The 16,345-nt window shown below is 48.8% G+C and carries 16 protein-coding genes; 10 read left to right on the top strand and 6 right to left on the bottom strand.

Annotation, left to right across the window (positions count from 1 at the left end):
* Window position 1: 1 nt before the first annotated feature.
* From hisD to AC1UKS_RS07745, 9 genes are all read left to right on the top strand, one after another.
* Window positions 2-1,309 carry a histidinol dehydrogenase gene (hisD, locus tag AC1UKS_RS07785; RefSeq protein WP_482436304.1) on the top strand — a complete coding sequence of 436 codons (1,308 nt, stop codon included), beginning with the start codon at window positions 2-4 and terminating at the stop codon, window positions 1,307-1,309.
* Window positions 1,306-2,397, top strand: a complete 1,092-nt coding sequence (hisC, locus tag AC1UKS_RS07780) for a histidinol-phosphate transaminase (protein ID WP_482436303.1) — start codon at window positions 1,306-1,308, stop codon at window positions 2,395-2,397. Before hisD ends, hisC begins: the two co-directional genes overlap by 4 nt.
* Window positions 2,394-3,461: a bifunctional histidinol-phosphatase/imidazoleglycerol-phosphate dehydratase HisB gene (gene hisB / locus AC1UKS_RS07775; RefSeq protein ID WP_265910982.1), complete on the top strand. Its 1,068-nt coding sequence runs from the start codon at window positions 2,394-2,396 to the stop codon at window positions 3,459-3,461. Before hisC ends, hisB begins: the two co-directional genes overlap by 4 nt.
* Window positions 3,461-4,051 (top strand): imidazole glycerol phosphate synthase subunit HisH, encoded by a 591-nt coding sequence (gene hisH, locus AC1UKS_RS07770; RefSeq protein WP_482436301.1) that lies wholly within the window; start codon window positions 3,461-3,463, stop codon window positions 4,049-4,051. Before hisB ends, hisH begins: the two co-directional genes overlap by 1 nt.
* A gap of 5 nt (window positions 4,052-4,056) precedes the next feature.
* Window positions 4,057-4,794, top strand: coding sequence for a 1-(5-phosphoribosyl)-5-[(5-phosphoribosylamino)methylideneamino]imidazole-4-carboxamide isomerase (gene hisA, locus AC1UKS_RS07765; RefSeq protein ID WP_482436300.1), 738 nt, complete (start codon window positions 4,057-4,059; stop codon window positions 4,792-4,794).
* Window positions 4,776-5,552, top strand: a complete 777-nt coding sequence (gene hisF / locus AC1UKS_RS07760; protein WP_041692061.1) for an imidazole glycerol phosphate synthase subunit HisF — start codon at window positions 4,776-4,778, stop codon at window positions 5,550-5,552. Before hisA ends, hisF begins: the two co-directional genes overlap by 19 nt.
* A complete protein-coding gene (gene hisIE / locus AC1UKS_RS07755; RefSeq protein WP_482436298.1) occupies window positions 5,546-6,157 on the top strand; it encodes a bifunctional phosphoribosyl-AMP cyclohydrolase/phosphoribosyl-ATP diphosphatase HisIE in 612 nt (203 codons plus the stop codon). Before hisF ends, hisIE begins: the two co-directional genes overlap by 7 nt.
* Before the next feature lie 118 nt (window positions 6,158-6,275).
* A complete protein-coding gene (locus tag AC1UKS_RS07750) occupies window positions 6,276-7,073 on the top strand; it encodes an ABC transporter substrate-binding protein (protein WP_482436297.1) in 798 nt (265 codons plus the stop codon).
* A 55-nt stretch (window positions 7,074-7,128) separates the two neighbouring features.
* A complete protein-coding gene (locus AC1UKS_RS07745; RefSeq protein WP_482436296.1) occupies window positions 7,129-8,244 on the top strand; it encodes a succinylglutamate desuccinylase/aspartoacylase family protein in 1,116 nt (371 codons plus the stop codon).
* Window positions 8,245-8,303: 59 nt separating this feature from the next.
* Here the strand turns inward: AC1UKS_RS07745 and gndA are convergent, their stop codons facing one another.
* A complete protein-coding gene (gene gndA / locus AC1UKS_RS07740; RefSeq protein ID WP_105760718.1) occupies window positions 8,304-9,710 on the bottom strand; it encodes an NADP-dependent phosphogluconate dehydrogenase in 1,407 nt (468 codons plus the stop codon).
* A gap of 177 nt (window positions 9,711-9,887) precedes the next feature.
* Here gndA and AC1UKS_RS07735 point away from each other — a divergent pair, with 177 nt between their 5' ends.
* Window positions 9,888-10,679: a polysaccharide pyruvyl transferase family protein gene (locus tag AC1UKS_RS07735; protein WP_482436294.1), complete on the top strand. Its 792-nt coding sequence runs from the start codon at window positions 9,888-9,890 to the stop codon at window positions 10,677-10,679.
* A 440-nt stretch (window positions 10,680-11,119) separates the two neighbouring features.
* Here the strand turns inward: AC1UKS_RS07735 and AC1UKS_RS07730 are convergent, their stop codons facing one another.
* The 5 genes from AC1UKS_RS07730 to glf all read right to left on the bottom strand — a co-directional run bounded on the left by AC1UKS_RS07730 (window position 11,120) and on the right by glf (window position 16,343).
* Complete coding sequence (locus AC1UKS_RS07730; protein ID WP_482436293.1) at window positions 11,120-12,037, bottom strand: polysialyltransferase family glycosyltransferase; 918 nt, start codon at window positions 12,035-12,037, stop codon at window positions 11,120-11,122.
* Window positions 12,038-12,068: 31 nt separating this feature from the next.
* Window positions 12,069-12,998: a glycosyltransferase family 2 protein gene (locus tag AC1UKS_RS07725; protein WP_482436291.1), complete on the bottom strand. Its 930-nt coding sequence runs from the start codon at window positions 12,996-12,998 to the stop codon at window positions 12,069-12,071.
* Between the two features lie 150 nt (window positions 12,999-13,148).
* Complete coding sequence (locus AC1UKS_RS07720; protein WP_482436290.1) at window positions 13,149-14,282, bottom strand: glycosyltransferase family 4 protein; 1,134 nt, start codon at window positions 14,280-14,282, stop codon at window positions 13,149-13,151.
* Between the two features lie 13 nt (window positions 14,283-14,295).
* The gene (locus tag AC1UKS_RS07715; RefSeq protein ID WP_482436289.1) at window positions 14,296-15,192 is read right to left on the bottom strand and encodes a glycosyltransferase; all 897 of its coding nucleotides are present in this window, start codon (window positions 15,190-15,192) and stop codon (window positions 14,296-14,298) included.
* A complete protein-coding gene (gene glf, locus AC1UKS_RS07710) occupies window positions 15,189-16,343 on the bottom strand; it encodes a UDP-galactopyranose mutase (protein ID WP_482436287.1) in 1,155 nt (384 codons plus the stop codon). The genes AC1UKS_RS07715 and glf overlap by 4 nt, the downstream gene beginning before the upstream one ends.
* Between the last annotated feature and the right edge of the window lie 2 nt (window positions 16,344-16,345).

Raw genomic sequence — 16,345 nt, 5'->3', positions numbered from 1 at the left:
GATGGCAAACTTCGCGACCCCCATCGACTGGCAAACCTGTGATGATGCGCAGCAAAAGGCGCTTCTGACTCGTCCGGCGATTTCAGCATCAGAAGATATCAGCCTTACCGTGCGCGGCATCCTGGATAAGGTCAAAGCGGAAGGCGATCGGGCACTGCGTTTTTACAGCGCGATGTTCGATAAGACCCAGGTTGAGGCACTGCGCGTTACCGCTGAGGAAATTGACGCGGCATCCGCCCGTCTGGGTGATGACATTAAGCAGGCGATGGCTACGGCCGTACGCAATATCGAAACCTTCCATGTGGCGCAGACGTTGCCACCGGTTGATATCGAAACGCAGCCAGGCGTACGCTGCCAGCAGATCACCCGTCCGGTGGCCTCGGTGGGTCTGTATATTCCGGGCGGCACCGCCCCGCTGTTCTCGACCGTATTGATGCTGGCCACCCCGGCCCGCATCGCCGGTTGCCAGCGCGTGGTGCTGTGCTCGCCGCCGCCGATTGCCGACGAAATCCTCTATGCCGCCAAACTCTGTGGCGTGAAGGAAGTGTTCCAGGTTGGCGGCGCGCAGGCAATTGCTGCGCTGGCGCTGGGCACGGAATCGGTGCCGAAAGTCGACAAGATTTTTGGACCGGGTAACGCGTATGTGACCGAGGCGAAGCGTCAGGTCAGCCAGCGCCTGGATGGGGCCGCGATTGATATGCCCGCCGGACCTTCTGAAGTGCTGGTCATTGCCGATGCGGAAGCGACACCGGCGTTTGTCGCTTCCGATCTGCTTTCCCAGGCTGAACACGGTCCGGACTCTCAGGTTATTTTACTGACGCCGTCATTACAGATGGCGCAAGAAGTGGCTGCCGCGATTGAAACTCAGCTGGCCGAATTGCCACGCGCAGAAACCGCACGGAAGGCGCTGGAAAGCAGCCGTCTGATTGTCACCAGGGATCTGCAGCAGTGCATTGAGATCAGCAACCGTTATGGGCCGGAGCACTTGATTATCCAGACGCGTCAGGCGCGTGATTGGGTAGACAGCATCACCAGCGCTGGGTCGGTGTTCCTCGGTGACTGGTCACCGGAATCTGCCGGCGACTATGCGTCCGGTACCAACCACGTGCTGCCGACCTACGGTTACACCGCAACCTGTTCAAGCCTTGGTCTGGCGGATTTCCAGAAGCGTATGACCGTGCAGGAGCTGACGCCGCAAGGCTTTTTGAACCTCGCACCGACCATCGAGATTCTGGCCGCCGCCGAACAGCTCACCGCACACAAAAACGCCGTCACCCTGCGCGTTGCCGCGCTTAAGGAGAAGCCATGAGCAATAAGATTGAAGAGCTGGCGAGGGCAAACGTCCGCGCCCTCACACCTTATCAGTCTGCCCGTCGTCTGGGTGGCAACGGTGACGTCTGGCTGAACGCCAATGAATATCCGCTGGCCGTGCCCTTTGAGCTGTCGCAGCAAACCCTGAACCGCTACCCGGAATGTCAGCCTGCGCTGGTGATTGAGCGGTATGCCGCTTACGCCGGTCTGACCAAAGAGCAGGTTCTGGTTAGCCGGGGTGCCGATGAGGGTATCGAACTGCTGATCCGCGCTTTCTGTGAACCGGGCAAAGATGCGGTGCTGTTCTGCCCACCGACTTACGGCATGTACAGCGTCAGTGCTGAAACCATCGGCGTGGAATATCGCACCGTGGAAGCCGGCGAGGGCTGGCAGCTGAATCTGCCAGCCATTGCTGAGCAACTGGATGGCGTGAAGCTGGTTTACGTGTGCAGCCCAAACAACCCGACCGGTAATCTGGTTAATCCTGACGATATTCGTCAGCTACTGGAAATGACGCGTGGCAAAGCACTGGTGGTCGCGGATGAAGCTTACATCGAGTTCTGCCCGCAGGCGTCGTTGACCGGCTGGCTGCAAGCGTATCCCCATCTGGTGATCCTGCGCACGCTGTCGAAAGCCTTCGCACTGGCGGGATTGCGCTGTGGCTTCACCCTGGCGAATGCTGAGGTGATTGCCCTGTTGATGAAGGTTATCGCACCCTATCCTCTCTCCACGCCGGTCGCCGACATTGCAGCCCAGGCGCTGAGCGACCATGGCATTGCGTTAATGAAATCCCACGTCGGCGAATTGATTGCCACCCGCGAGCAGCTGATTGCCGCCTTGCAGCAATGTGCCTGCGTTGAGCAGGTGTTCCCAAGCGAGACAAACTACGTTCTGGCGCGCTTTACTGCCTCCAGCCAGGTCTTTAAAACGCTGTGGGATCAAGGCATTATTCTGCGTGACCAGAACAAACAGCCGGGGCTGTCGGGATGCCTGCGCATCTCCGTCGGCACCCGTGAAGAGTGTAACCGCGCCATTTCGGCGCTGAAAACCTTACCCGGCGCGTCCGATACCAGGGAGCAAGCATGAGCCAGAAAGTCCTTTTTATCGATCGTGACGGCACGATCATCTCCGAGCCGCCGACCGACTTCCAGGTGGATCGCATGGACAAGCTGGCCTTTGAGCCAGACGTTATCCCGGTGCTGCTGTCACTACAGAAAGCCGGCTTTAAACTGGTGATGATCACCAACCAGGATGGCCTGGGCACTGACAGCTTCCCGCAGGCTGATTTCGATGGCCCGCACAACCTGATGATGCAAATCCTTTCCTCACAGGGCGTGCAGTTTGATGATGTGCTGATTTGCCCGCATCTGCCTGCTGACAACTGCGACTGCCGCAAGCCGAAAACCAAGATGGTTGAAACCTGGCTGGCCGCTGGCGTGCTGGATACCGCCAACAGCTATGTGATTGGTGACCGCGCGACGGACGTGCAGCTGGCCAGCAATATGGGCATTGCCGGCCTGCTCTACTCGCGCAACGACCTTAACTGGCTGGCGATTGAGCAGCAGCTGACCAAACGCGATCGTCATGCGCTGGTGAAGCGTAATACCAAAGAAACGCAGATCAGCGTCGAAGTCTGGCTGGATCGTGAAGGCAACAGCACGTTCAACACCGGCGTCGGCTTCTTTGACCATATGCTCGATCAGATTGCCACCCACGGCGGTTTCCGTATGAACATCGATGTGAAGGGTGACCTTTATATCGACGATCACCACACCGTGGAAGACACCGGCCTGGCGCTGGGCGAAGCCTTACTGAAAGCGCTGGGTGACAAACGTGGCATCGGCCGCTTTGGCTTTGTGCTGCCAATGGACGAATGTCTGGCACGCTGCGCGCTGGATATCTCCGGCCGTCCGCACCTCGAATATAAAGCGGAGTTCAGCTATCAGCGCGTAGGCGACCTGAGCACCGAGATGGTCGAACACTTCTTCAGCTCGCTCTCTTACACCATGGCGAGCACGCTGCACCTGAAAACCAAAGGCAAAAACGACCATCACCGCGTTGAAAGCCTGTTCAAAGCCTTTGGCCGTACGCTGCGCCAGGCAATCCGCGTTGAGGGCAACACGCTGCCCAGCTCGAAAGGAGTGCTGTGATGAACGTGGTGATCCTGGATACAGGCTGCGCCAACCTCTCATCGGTAAAGTGGGCCGTGCAACGTCTGGGCTACAATCCGATCGTGAGCCGCGACGCCGATACGGTGTTACAGGCAGATAAGCTGCTGCTGCCGGGCGTGGGTACCGCGCAGGCGGCAATGGATCAGCTGCGCGAGCGTGAGCTTATTCAGCTGATCAAAGCCTGCACTCAACCGGTGTTGGGCATTTGTCTTGGCATGCAGCTATTGGGTTCTGAAAGCGATGAAAGCGGCGGCGTGAAAACCCTCGGCATCATCGAGCAACCGGTATTGAAGATGGTCGACCTGGGTCTGCCGCTGCCGCATATGGGCTGGAATCAGATCACCTCACAGGCGGGTAATCACCTGTTCCGCGGCATTCCTGATGGATCCAACTTCTACTTCGTCCACAGCTATGCCATGCCGGTGAACGAGTACACCATCGCCCAATGCAGCTACGGTGAAGCCTTTACCGCTGCGGTGCAGAAAGATAACTTCTTCGGCGTGCAGTTCCACCCGGAGCGTTCCGGTGCCGCTGGCGCGCAGCTGCTGAAAAACTTCCTGGAGATGTAACGGGCATGATTATCCCCGCGTTAGATTTAATTGAAGGCAAAGTGGTCCGTCTGCATCAGGGCGACTATGGCCAGCAGCGTGATTACGGCAGCGATCCGCTGCCACGTTTACAGGATTATGAAGCTCAGGGCGCGGAAGTGCTGCACCTGGTGGATTTAACCGGTGCCAAAAATCCGGCAGCGCGCCAGATCCCGCTGCTGACCACGTTGCTTGCAGGCGTTAACGTGCCGGTGCAGGTGGGTGGCGGTATTCGCACCCGCGAAGATGTGGACGCGCTGCTGAACGCCGGTGCCACCCGCGTGGTGGTCGGATCAACAGCGGTAAAAGATCCGGAAGAAGTGAAAAGCTGGTTTAAGCAGTACGGTCCGGAAGCCATTGTGATGGCACTGGACGTGCGTATTGATGCCAACAACCGCAAGGAAGTGGCGATCAGCGGCTGGCAGGAAGCTGCCGGCGTGACGCTGGAAGACGTGATTGAGCAGTTTTTGCCGGTCGGCCTGAAGCATGTGCTGTGCACCGATATCTCCCGCGATGGCACGCTCAGCGGCTCCAATGTTGAGCTGTATCGCGAAGTGTCCGCCCGCTTCCCAACCATCGCCTTCCAGTCCTCGGGTGGCATTGGTTCGCTGGATGACATTGCGGCGCTGAACGGCTGCGGTGCGAAAGGCGTGATCGTCGGTCGCGCCCTGTTGGAAGGTAAATTCACCGTTGCGGAGGCAATCTCATGCTGGCAAAAAGGATAATACCCTGTCTGGACGTCCGCGACGGTCAGGTAGTGAAAGGCGTACAGTTCCGTAATCATGAAATTATTGGCGACATCGTGCCACTGGCGCAGCGTTATGCCCAGGAAGGGGCGGATGAACTGGTGTTTTACGATATCACCGCCTCGTCAGATGGCCGCGTCGTCGATAAAAGCTGGGTTTCCCGCGTGGCAGAAGTGATCGATATCCCCTTTTGCGTCGCGGGCGGGATCAAGTCGGCGGAAGACGCTGCCCAGATCCTGTCATTTGGTGCCGATAAGATTTCAATCAACTCGCCGGCGCTGGCCGATCCCGAGCTGATCACCCGCCTTGCCGATCGGTTTGGCGTACAGTGCATTGTGGTCGGCATTGATACCTGGTACGACAGCGAAACCGGCAAGTATCACGTGAATCAATATACCGGTGACGAAAGCCGTACCAAGGTTACCACCTGGGAAACGCTGGACTGGGTGCAGGAAGTGCAGAAGCGTGGCGCGGGCGAAATCGTGCTGAATATGATGAATCAGGACGGTGTGCGCAACGGCTACGACCTGATCCAACTGCAGAAGATGCGTGAGGTTTGCAAGGTGCCGCTGATCGCCTCGGGCGGCGCGGGCACCATGGAACACTTCCACGAGGCCTTCCGCGATGCCGATGTCGACGGTGCGCTGGCCGCCTCCGTCTTCCATAAACAGATTATTAATATCGGGGAACTGAAAGCGTTCCTGATTGAAAAAGGTGTGGAGATCCGCGCGTGTTAACAGAACAACAGCTGGCCCAGCTAGATTGGGTAAAAACTGACGGCATGATGCCGGCCATCGTCCAACACGCGGTGTCGGGTGAAGTGCTGATGCATGGCTATATGAATCAGGACGCGCTGGCTAAGACGCTGGAAATTGGCAAAGTGACCCTGTGGTCGCGCACCAAGCAGCGTCTGTGGACCAAAGGCGAGACCTCTGAAAACGTCCTTAATGTGGTCAGCATCACACCGGATTGCGATAACGACACCTTGCTGATTCTGGCGAACCCGATTGGCCCAACCTGCCATCTGGGTACCTCTAGCTGCTTCTCTCCGGCCGCCCCTGACTGGACGTTCCTCTATCAGTTAGAGCAGCTGCTGGCTGAACGTAAGCACGCGGATCCGAAAAGCTCTTATACCGCCAGTCTGTATGCCAGCGGCACCAAGCGTATCGCGCAGAAAGTGGGTGAAGAAGGTGTGGAAACCGCACTGGCGGCGACCGTTAACGATCGCCATGAACTGACCAACGAAGCTTCCGATCTGATCTATCACCTGCTGGTCCTTTTGCAGGATCAGGATTTGAATCTGAGCACCATCATCAACAACCTGCGTGAACGTCACAAGTAGTTCTCAGGGTTATTGCTAAGGCCGGGAAACCGGCCTTTTTTTACAATTAAAAATTCACACCACCGGCATCAGCAGTTACTCTGAATGCTTGTGTAAAGTTATTGAGATGTAATAAATAATGGCAAAAACTTTGATGTTTTCTGTGCTGCGTAATGCAGCGATTGCCTCGTTGATGGCAGGCTGCGCTTTTGGCGCTCAGGCCAAAATCGATCGGGTTCGCTTTGCGGTTGACCCAACCTATCCTCCTTTTGAGTCCAAAACCCCGCAGGGCAAACTGGTTGGTTTTGATATCGATTTGGGTAACGCACTCTGTACTCAGATGCAGGCGAAATGCGTATGGGTTGAAAGCCAGTTCGACGGCATGATCCCGGCCCTGAAAGCGCGTAAATTTGATGCCATTCTGTCGGACATGGGCGTTACCGAAGAACGCATGAAGCAGATCGATTTCACCGAGCCGATGTACGATACCAAAACCCAGCTGATTGCCCGCAAAGGCTCTGGTCTGCTGCCAACCCCGGAATCGCTGAAAGGCAAAACCGTCGGCGTTGAACAGGGTACCGTGCAGGAGCGCTATGCGCTGGCAAAATGGCAGCCGGCAGGTGTGAACGTCGTTCCTTATGGCGATCAGGCACAGGTTGAGAGCGATCTGGTTTCTGGCCGTCTGGATGCGGTGTTTACCGATGCCGCACAGGCGGCTATTGGCTTCCTGAAACATCCTCAGGGCAAAGATTTCGAACTGGCTGGCCCGATTGTGCAGGATCCGATTATCGGCCCTGGTACCGCGATTGGCCTGCGTAAAGGCGATGCAGAACTGAAAACTGCGCTGGATAACGCTTTCGCGGAAATCAAGAAAAACGGCACCTTTGATAAGATTCAGAAGCAGTATTTCGCAACCGATATCTCCATTCAAAAATAGTGTCTGAGTCGCGTCTGCGGGCGCGACACTCCTCCCCCTTTCAAGTGATCTGACCATGCAACAACGCCATCATCCCCTGCTCAGCGCCTCGCTGGGAACGCAACGCGAAATCATCAGCTGCCACTTTGGCGACCCTTCCCCTCGTCAGGTCTATATTCAGGCGGGCTTACACGGCGATGAACTGCCTGGCGTAGCCGTGGCATGGTATTTGAAGCAAAAGCTGAAGACCTTAGAGTCTGAAGGACGCCTTGCCGCCGCTATCACCCTGGTTCCGGTTGCCAACCCGATTGCGTTAGGTCAGCACTGGCACGGTACGCATTTAGGGCGATTTGAAACCGCCTCCGGGCAGGATTTTAATCGCCAGTTCCCCGCGTTGGGCCCGGCGCTGGCGGAACGGCTGGCGGGTAAACTGACTCAGGATGCGGAGTCTAATCGTGAACTGATTCGCACAGCGATTAACGACTACTTTGACGGCGCAACGGCGGTGACAGAGCTGTCGTCGCAACGCCATACGTTGATGAGAATGGCCTGTCAGGCCGATCTGATGATAGATATTCACTGCGACTGGGAAGCGATCCCGCATCTGTACACAATGCCGCACGCGTGGCAGGCGATTGAGCCGTTGGCGCGTTACATTGGCAGCGACGTGCAGCTGATTGCCGATATCTCCGGCGGTGAGCCGTTCGATGAAGCCTGCTGCGAACCCTGGCTGTATCTGCAACGTACCTTGGGCGACCGCTTCCCAATGCCGGAAGCGCTGCTGCCTGTGACCCTTGAGCTGCGTGGCGTAAGAGATGTCAGCCATGCGCAGGCAGAAACAGACGCAGACGCTATTATCCATGCACTGATTCACGCAGGTTACATCAACGGAGAAGCGCCTCCTCTGCCAGAATTGCATAATGAAGCCGTGCCACTGGCGGGCTGTGAATATATCACCACGCCGCATTCAGGGGTGATCCTCCATCGCCGCGAGATTGGTGAGTGGATTGAAGCCGGAGAAGTGATTGCCGACATTCTGGATCCGTTAACCGACAGGCTGACGCCTTTAGTGGCTGAGCACGGTGGATTGCTGTACGCGAGGCACTGGGTAAGGTTTGCAACGGGGGGAATGTTGGTGACGAGGCTTGCCGGGAATGCCGCGATTCGTGACGGAGATTTGCTGGTTCCTTGAGTGTGCATGAAACAAAAAAAAGGCTTCCCGAAGGAAGCCTTTTTTAATAGCGGAGGAGGTTATTCCATCCACTCGGTGTGGAACACACCTTCTTTATCGGTACGCTTGTAGGTGTGCGCGCCGAAGTAGTCACGCTGCGCCTGAATCAGGTTCGCTGGCAGTACCGCTGAACGGTAGCTGTCGTAGTAAGCGATTGCAGCAGAGAAGGTTGGTGTTGGGATACCGTTCTGTACAGCGTACGCCACAACATCACGCAGCGCCTGCTGGTATTCATCAGCGATGTTCTTGAAGTACGGCGCCAGCAGCAGGTTAGCAATGTTGGCATCGTCTGCGTAAGCATCGGTAATCTTCTGCAGGAACTGAGCACGGATGATGCAACCTGCGCGGAAGATTTTAGCAATCTCGCCGTAATGCAGATCCCATTTGTTCTCGTCAGAAGCGGCTTTCAGCTGAGAGAAGCCCTGAGCATAAGAAACGATTTTACCCAGGTACAGAGCGCGGCGAACTTTCTCAACGAACTCGGCTTTATCACCAGAGATAGTCTGCACGGTTGGACCGCTCAGTACTTTGGACGCTGCAACACGCTGCGTTTTCAGTGAGGACAGATAACGCGCAAACACCGACTCAGTGATCAGTGACAGTGGCTCGCCCAGGTCCAGAGAGCTCTGGCTGGTCCACTTACCAGTACCTTTGTTCGCTGCTTCATCCAGAATCACATCAACCAGGTATTTACCGTCTTCATCTTTTTTGGTGAAGATGTCTTTGGTGATGTCGATCAGGTAGCTGCTCAGCTCGCCTTCGTTCCACTCGCTGAAGGTTTTCGCCAGGTCATCATTGCTCAGGTTCAGGGCATTTTTCAGCAGGGAGTAAGCTTCTGCGATCAGCTGCATGTCGCCGTACTCGATACCGTTGTGCACCATTTTGACATAGTGACCCGCGCCATCCGGACCCATGTAGGCTACACAAGCTTCACCTTCTGCACGCGCAGCAATCTCATTCAGGATTGGGGCAACCAGCTCGTAAGCTTCTTTCTGGCCGCCAGGCATGATAGATGGGCCCTTCAGTGCGCCCTCTTCGCCACCGGAAACACCGGTACCGATGAAGTTGAAGCCCTGGTCAGACAGTTCGCGGTTACGGCGAATGGTGTCTTTATAGAAGGTGTTACCACCGTCGATCAGGATATCGCCCTTATCAAGGTGCGGAGTCAGAGAGGCGATAGTCTTGTCAGTCGCTTCGCCTGCCTGAACCATCAGCAGGATACGACGTGGCTTCTCAAGGGAATCAACAAACTCTTCGATGGTGTAGTAAGGCGCCAGTTTTTTGCCTTCGTTCTCTGCGATGACTTCTTCTGTCTTCTCGCGTGAACGGTTAAAGATGGACACGGTATAACCGCGGCTCTCGATGTTGAGAGCCAGGTTGCGGCCCATTACTGCCATACCTACAACGCCGATCTGTTGCTTGGACATTACATACTCCTGTCTGAAGGTCACTCACGACGCCTGTCAGAGGCGCCGCGCGTTAATGTGGCAAACATGTTAACTCAGGATAGCTGATGGGAGGTAGTGATTGGTGCGATTGATGACACTTATTCATTGCAAAACATGAATCTAAACCACTCAACTTGTCAGGGTACGGACACGATAATGGCACGCAAAAAAAAGGGGAAACACCTAGAATACGGTTCTCAAGGAATACGTTTACTACTTGCTCACGGCGTGGTGAATGATGACTTTTTTTGTTTATATAAAATTGAATCAGCCCATGTTTTGAATTCGCGAAAAGGGTCAAGAATGTCTGAAAAAGTATTGCTTATAAATGATACCGAAGATGTTTATCACTGGGGTTGTTACGGTACATCTCACGCCATCAAACAACAATTGATTGAAAAAGTACTCGAACTTACCGCCACTGTACCTGTTTACGATGTTCATAAACTGTCATATTACGCGCTAAATACCAATGACTATGGTACGAGAGAGACCTTCTGCGAGCGCCTTCCTGAAATTGCAGCTAAGATGCAATCATGTGACCTTATCGTCGTCAATGGCGAAGGCACTGTCCATGATTTTAGCGGATATGCCAGGGGGTTGTTGTTTTTGATTTATGCAGGTAAAACATTTTTCGGAAAAAAAGTAAATCTTATCAACCATTCATGTTTTCCGAATTCAAATGATCCAGAAGTGATTACGTTTTCCAAAAATGCTTACGAGAAATGCGACTATATAACAGCACGAGAAAAAAGAAGCGTTGAAAACATCACGACCCAATTGGGTGTGAAGTGTTTACTGGCTTTTGATAGCCTGCCCCTTACTGCAAAAAGTGTCGAAAAAAACCTTACAAGAATAATTCCGGAACCTTATGTTTGTGTGTCTGGTGCAGTAAACTACAAACATCACCGTTCGGAAGTCATCGCAAAACGTTTAATGAAGGAATAACCAGGCCCCAGGTTTATATAACTGGCCGGCTCAAAGGTGAAGGTATCCATTTTGAAGAGCCGATCGTATATGAAAGCTTGAAACAATTCATTCACCTTATTGAGATGTATGGCGCAACATCCTTTGAAGAATGGCTTTCAATTATCAAGCATGCCTCACTGTTAATATCAGGAAGATATCATTACACCATAGGCGGAATGTGAACGGGTACGCCTATAGACTATTTCCCCTCAAATACACCAAAGATTGATGTTATAGCTGAAGAATATGGCTTAGAAAAGCTAACATTTAGCGAAAATGATTTCAAATTCGAAATTAAACTATATTTGGCATTGAAAAATACCAAAATGAGGAAATGGAAAAACCTGACGGACACACTTTGTCAGTCTTCAAATGAAAATTACAAGTGGTAAATAGAGAATAGCGCCAGGGAAGGCGCTTTATTTATAAGGTGCTATAACGGAGTTTTGAATGTTAGCCAAAGACAGTTGACGCTCGCCCAAGAAGTCACAATTTAAACTGTATGATGGTATATCGAAGAGTAACTTTGAATTCAATAATAATGTTGAGTATATTCCGACAATGAATTTTATATTGTCTTTATTATGTAGTAGGAATAGGTCTGATAGTGGTGATGCAATAGAAATTTTTGTCACATTGAAACGAGGATTACTTTTGATAATATTGAATGTATTCTCATCAACAGGTACACGCGTATGATCCAGTAGGATTATTTTGTAACCTTTACTGCTCAGATCAGCGATAACGCTCAGGAACTCATCTTGCATCGCAACATTTTTTTCTTCTTCAGGAAAACCGCCCGTACCAATCAGGATGACATTATTTTTACCGGATAATGTCGGAGTAATATAACTTTGAGAAGCAATTTCGAGCTTTTTCAAAACGCATTGAGCATTAATAGGTACTGAAAGAAGATTCTTATTATCGTTAAAAATATGAGGATGTAATGAATAAAATATATCATCATCATTGTAATGTCGGTCAAGGCATTGCTTGTAACTCGTCAACCCCTCTTCGTAATATTTATATTTTTTCGCTGGGAAAGCTTGCGCGACTGCACCATGCATACTGGGAAAAGGTGAAATAACTTCATCGAATTCCACAATATTATATTTGAATTTTATATCGCCAACATAATAATCAGTATGATCAGTAGTATCTACGCTTGCCCAGTTTGCGTTAAGTCTGTATGCCCACAATCTATTATGCTCAGCAGACTGCCGATCAAGTGTAATTAATAAGTAGTTATCGTAAAATGGGAAGCATGAGCTTTCCGCGATGGTTGCAGCCAATAATGTCGAATAGAAGCCAGTTGAGATAAATAATCTTTTTTTCATATTCTATGTTCTTTTTAAAGTAAATTACATATTAAATGTCAATTTTTCTTAAAAGGACATTCTTTAATTTCATCATCAGTGATTTGGGTAAAAGTCGATATGAAAATTGGTTATGACTATTGAGTGTATTACTCTCATTTGTCTCAGGGGAATTACAAGAATTGGCAAGCGCTAATGTTGCCAACATAGTCACAAAGGAAGGTTCAGTGTTTAACAATAAATGATGAAGATATTTGACACGATAGTCGATCATTTCTTGTTGAGAAAGTGAATATGTAAGATTACCGTATTCATCTTTTGAAGAGGGCCGACTATGCCAGTTTGATAATTTCTCAGCTACAAAAAGAGTCTCAGAAACACTTAATAAGCGAATCCAGTAATCCCAAACAGGCAACGAGTTAATTTTCTCGTCGAAGAAGCCAATATCATTAAAGGCATCACGTTTGATTAAATACGAAATTGGTGCGGATTTATGATTGCAGAGAATATTATAGAGATTGGCATGCCCGGACTGATAAGGGTTATCTCTGAGATCCGTTAGAGAGATATTGTTTGAATCAATATACTCCTCAACGATATTAGATGAACAATGTACTGCTTTAATTGAGTCACACGAAAACTCAAGCGCATCTGTTAGCTCAAGCAAAATATCAGGTTCCAAGCTAACGTCATCATCTAATACCATGACATAGGTTGACAGGCTTGATCTGACCGCAACATTTAAGGCAGCCCCTAAGGGAATTGACTCATCAAGATCTATTAAACGACTTCGGCTTTGGTATTCAGTAGAGTGCATTTCAAGAATGTGTGATACGGGTATGACATCACCACCATTGTTAACTATCACATGCTCCCAACTTTCATAATTCAACGAAAGTACAGATCTTATTGCACGCTCTAATAATATTGGACGGTTACAAGTTAATGTAATGATTGTCACTAAAGGTTTATGTTCTGACAAAGAATTCATCCTCTATAACGTAGAGAGATCTAACCAGAGTAAGATCTTATGTGATTATGGAGTATTAATAATTTTCAAACCTACGTGATTTAATGTCCATAGAAAATCAACACACAGAATGAATACGCTTTTTTACAGATGTCAGTATCGTTATGAACTTAAAAGTTTATTGTAGAGCCCTATAGTATGTTCGATGACGATGGCAGACGAGAAACGGTCCATGACAAATTCTCTGCCTTTAAGTCCCATTTCTTTTCGCAGCAGTGAATCTTTGATTAAAGTTTGGACAGCTTTTGCAAGACTCTCAATATCTCCTTTAGAGACAAGAAAACCATTAAGCCCATTTTGAATGAGGCTACTGCAGCCACCACTATCATAACTGATACACGCTCGTCCTGTTGCGGATGACTCCAACAAAATGCGCGGCACACCCTCGCTGTAAATAGAGGGCAACACAACCAGATTGGCCTGACGAATTAGCTCTACAACATGGTCTGATTTACCTAGCCACTCAATTTTCCCGCTATCAGACCATTCATGTATAACTGAGAGTGGTATGGCATCTTTATCATTATCTACTTTTATACCAGCAACTTTCAAAATGAAATGGATATCTCTACTGGCAAGTAAATCTTTAACTTTAATCAAATCCCCAAGTCCTTTCGACCATAAAAGTCGACTGGCAAATAGTACTACAGGTTTTGGATTGACGGGTTCATGTTGATAGGGGAAGAGTTCAGTATTAATGCCGGCACCATCGATGACAATGGTCTTTGAAGGAGAGACGTTAGTCAAATTAATTAAGGAAATTCTGTCAGCTTCATGCTCAAAAACCAGGAATATCTCAGGATTTTTAAAAATCACCTTATAAATCTCGATGGTGATTTTTTTTATTATTTTAAGAGTGAATGAATCAGCATCAAATAGTCGACCTAAACCAACAAAACTGAAAACCGCTTTTTTCTTTTTTAAGAATGAATACAACCCACCAAGAATACAGGGTTTTATGGTTATACAATGCAGAATGTCTGGTGATATTTGATTAAGAAGCAGGACAAGCTTTCTCATACTGTTCAGGAAAGAGAAAGGATTCATTGATTGAGAATGAACCTTTAATTTAATACAATTGAAACCCAGGGAGGTTAATTTTTCGAATATATCTGAATTTATAAAGTCACTGATGATATAAACTTGATAACCAGTCTCTTTCACGGCAAGCGCTCGCTCTAGCCAGTGCAAATCAAAATACCAGTCACTATTAACAAAATAGCAAATTTTCAACATGAATGAGTACCGCTCAATGCCGTTTTCCGACGTTTGAATTTATTCCATCCCATAAGGCAGTTAAAAAATATTTGATATATTTAAATGCGTCAGCCTGTTTGACAACCAGAAGCGTGTATTTAACAATTCGCAGAAGGATGAACCAGTTCGAAAATGGGCTATCTTTGCCGAAATACTTTTTCGCTAGAAGCATGTTGCGTACCAGATAATATATTTTCCATACAGGTTTGATCGGTCCAGTAATCTGCAATATATCATGTGTGAAAAAGACGTCTGGAAGAAAAGACATACGGACGGAGTTTAACGACAAATGGTGTGAGAAATAAATATCATCAAAATAGATAAAGAGTTCATCGTAGATAAAATTGAACGTCTTAGAAAGCACGTCACTTCTAACAATGGCACCAACAAATGACAGAGATATAATGTCTTCAGATTTGAGCCCAGAAGCAGAAAATGTAGTGGGATCTTTCAGATACGAGATGTTTTCCTGGAACGTATTAGGGAATTTGGTCCATGGAAGGTTCATTTTACACGTCATCCCTTCCGCATCCAAAACCTTGCATGAAAATGCACCGTAATTCTGAAGATCAGCATTTTTTACAAAAGCTTCAACGACATTATTTTGAGGATAAGCATCATCGTCATATATGAACACCCAGTCAGATTCAATGTGTTCACTAATGTAGAATGCGCCTTGTTTAAAACCTCCTGCCCCACCTGAATTAATTTTCAAATGTAAAAGATGCAAGCGAGGATCGTTTAAAGTATCCAACCACCCTTTTGTATCATCCGTGGAAGCATTATTAACAATGACTATGCTATCAAAAGACTGCTGGGCCGTTGCGGCCCAGCATAACTTCAGTTTATCAAGCCGGTTATACGTAACAATCAACGCAACCGTTTTCATCTTACGTTCACCGTAAATGCTGGCATGGCCTCTACAGCGTTGTTGAGTGAAGTAAGGAAAGTATTTGCAGTTTTAATCGCTTCAGCAATAGTGACATCCATATCAAGATAGCGATATGTCCCCAACCGCCCGATAAAGGTGATGTTCGACTCTTTTTCAGCAAGATCGAGATATTGATACAGAACCTTCATCTCACCAACCTGGCGGATTGGATAATAAGGTATATCATTTTCGCCACATGCACGACTGAACTCACGATAACAAATTGATTGTTCATGAGATTCCCATGGTGAAAAATATTTATGCTCAGTGATTCGGGTATAAGGAACATTCTGTTCACAATAGTTCATTACTGCGCAGCCCTGATAATCACCATCGTATTTGAAACGTTCAAAATCAAGCGTACGATAACCTAATCTACCGAACTGATTATCATAGAATGCATCCAGTGGTCCACTATAGAAAACGTGATCATAATGACTACGATCTTGGTGGTCAAATTCTGCATTCAATGATAAAGAGATGTTGGGGTGATTTGCGATATTTTCAATCATCGAGGTATAACCATCTTTTGGCATGCCCTGATATTTATGATTGAAATAATTATCGTCATAATTGAATCGAACCGGTAATCTTTTCAAAATTGAAGCAGGAAGCTCTGAGGGCTCCATTCCCCACTGCTTTATTGTGTACCCTTTGAAGAAAGCTTCATACAGCTCTTTACCCACGAATCGCAGTGCCTGCTCTTCAAAAGTTGAAGGTGAAGTAATAGAGGAATCCCCTTTACTTTCAATTAAAGCTTTTGCTTCATCTGGTGAACACGTCTTCTTGAAAAACTGATTGATGGTATGCAGGTTAATGGGTAATGAAAATACTTGAGCATTGTAGGTAGCCTTAACACGGTTAGTGTACGGCATCATCACCGAGTATTTATTAACAAAATCCCAAACTTCAGTATTATCGGTATGGAAGATGTGTGGTCCATAAGTATGCACCATCACATTAGTTTCGGCATCACGCGCATCATAGCAATTACCTGCAATGTGGTTGCGTCGATCAATGATATGCACCTTATGACCTGACTCAGCTAATATCCGGCCAATTACTACGCCTGAAAAACCAGCTCCGACGATTAAAATTTTACTAGTCATAA

This window comes from Erwinia sp. AK-PDG3-5 (genome assembly GCF_056821705.1).
Note: the sequence above shows the minus strand (reverse complement) of the source record. Positions and strands in the feature narration are given on the sequence as shown.

Bases quoted from the DNA above. Each gene is read 5' to 3' on its own strand.
- hisD (WP_482436304.1), top strand. From the start codon at position 2: ATGGCAAACTTCGCGACCCCCATCGACTGGCAAACCTGTGATGATGCG.
- hisC (WP_482436303.1), top strand. From the start codon at position 1,306: ATGAGCAATAAGATTGAAGAGCTGGCGAGGGCAAACGTCCGCGCCCTC.
- hisB (WP_265910982.1), top strand. From the start codon at position 2,394: ATGAGCCAGAAAGTCCTTTTTATCGATCGTGACGGCACGATCATCTCC.
- hisH (WP_482436301.1), top strand. From the start codon at position 3,461: ATGAACGTGGTGATCCTGGATACAGGCTGCGCCAACCTCTCATCGGTA.
- hisA (WP_482436300.1), top strand. From the start codon at position 4,057: ATGATTATCCCCGCGTTAGATTTAATTGAAGGCAAAGTGGTCCGTCTG.
- hisF (WP_041692061.1), top strand. From the start codon at position 4,776: ATGCTGGCAAAAAGGATAATACCCTGTCTGGACGTCCGCGACGGTCAG.
- AC1UKS_RS07750 (WP_482436297.1), top strand. From the start codon at position 6,276: ATGGCAAAAACTTTGATGTTTTCTGTGCTGCGTAATGCAGCGATTGCC.
- AC1UKS_RS07745 (WP_482436296.1), top strand. From the start codon at position 7,129: ATGCAACAACGCCATCATCCCCTGCTCAGCGCCTCGCTGGGAACGCAA.
- gndA (WP_105760718.1), bottom strand. From the start codon at position 9,710: ATGTCCAAGCAACAGATCGGCGTTGTAGGTATGGCAGTAATGGGCCGC.
- AC1UKS_RS07735 (WP_482436294.1), top strand. From the start codon at position 9,888: ATGGCACGCAAAAAAAAGGGGAAACACCTAGAATACGGTTCTCAAGGA.
- AC1UKS_RS07730 (WP_482436293.1), bottom strand. From the start codon at position 12,037: ATGAAAAAAAGATTATTTATCTCAACTGGCTTCTATTCGACATTATTG.
- AC1UKS_RS07720 (WP_482436290.1), bottom strand. From the start codon at position 14,282: ATGTTGAAAATTTGCTATTTTGTTAATAGTGACTGGTATTTTGATTTG.
- AC1UKS_RS07715 (WP_482436289.1), bottom strand. From the start codon at position 15,192: ATGAAAACGGTTGCGTTGATTGTTACGTATAACCGGCTTGATAAACTG.
- glf (WP_482436287.1), bottom strand. From the start codon at position 16,343: ATGACTAGTAAAATTTTAATCGTCGGAGCTGGTTTTTCAGGCGTAGTA.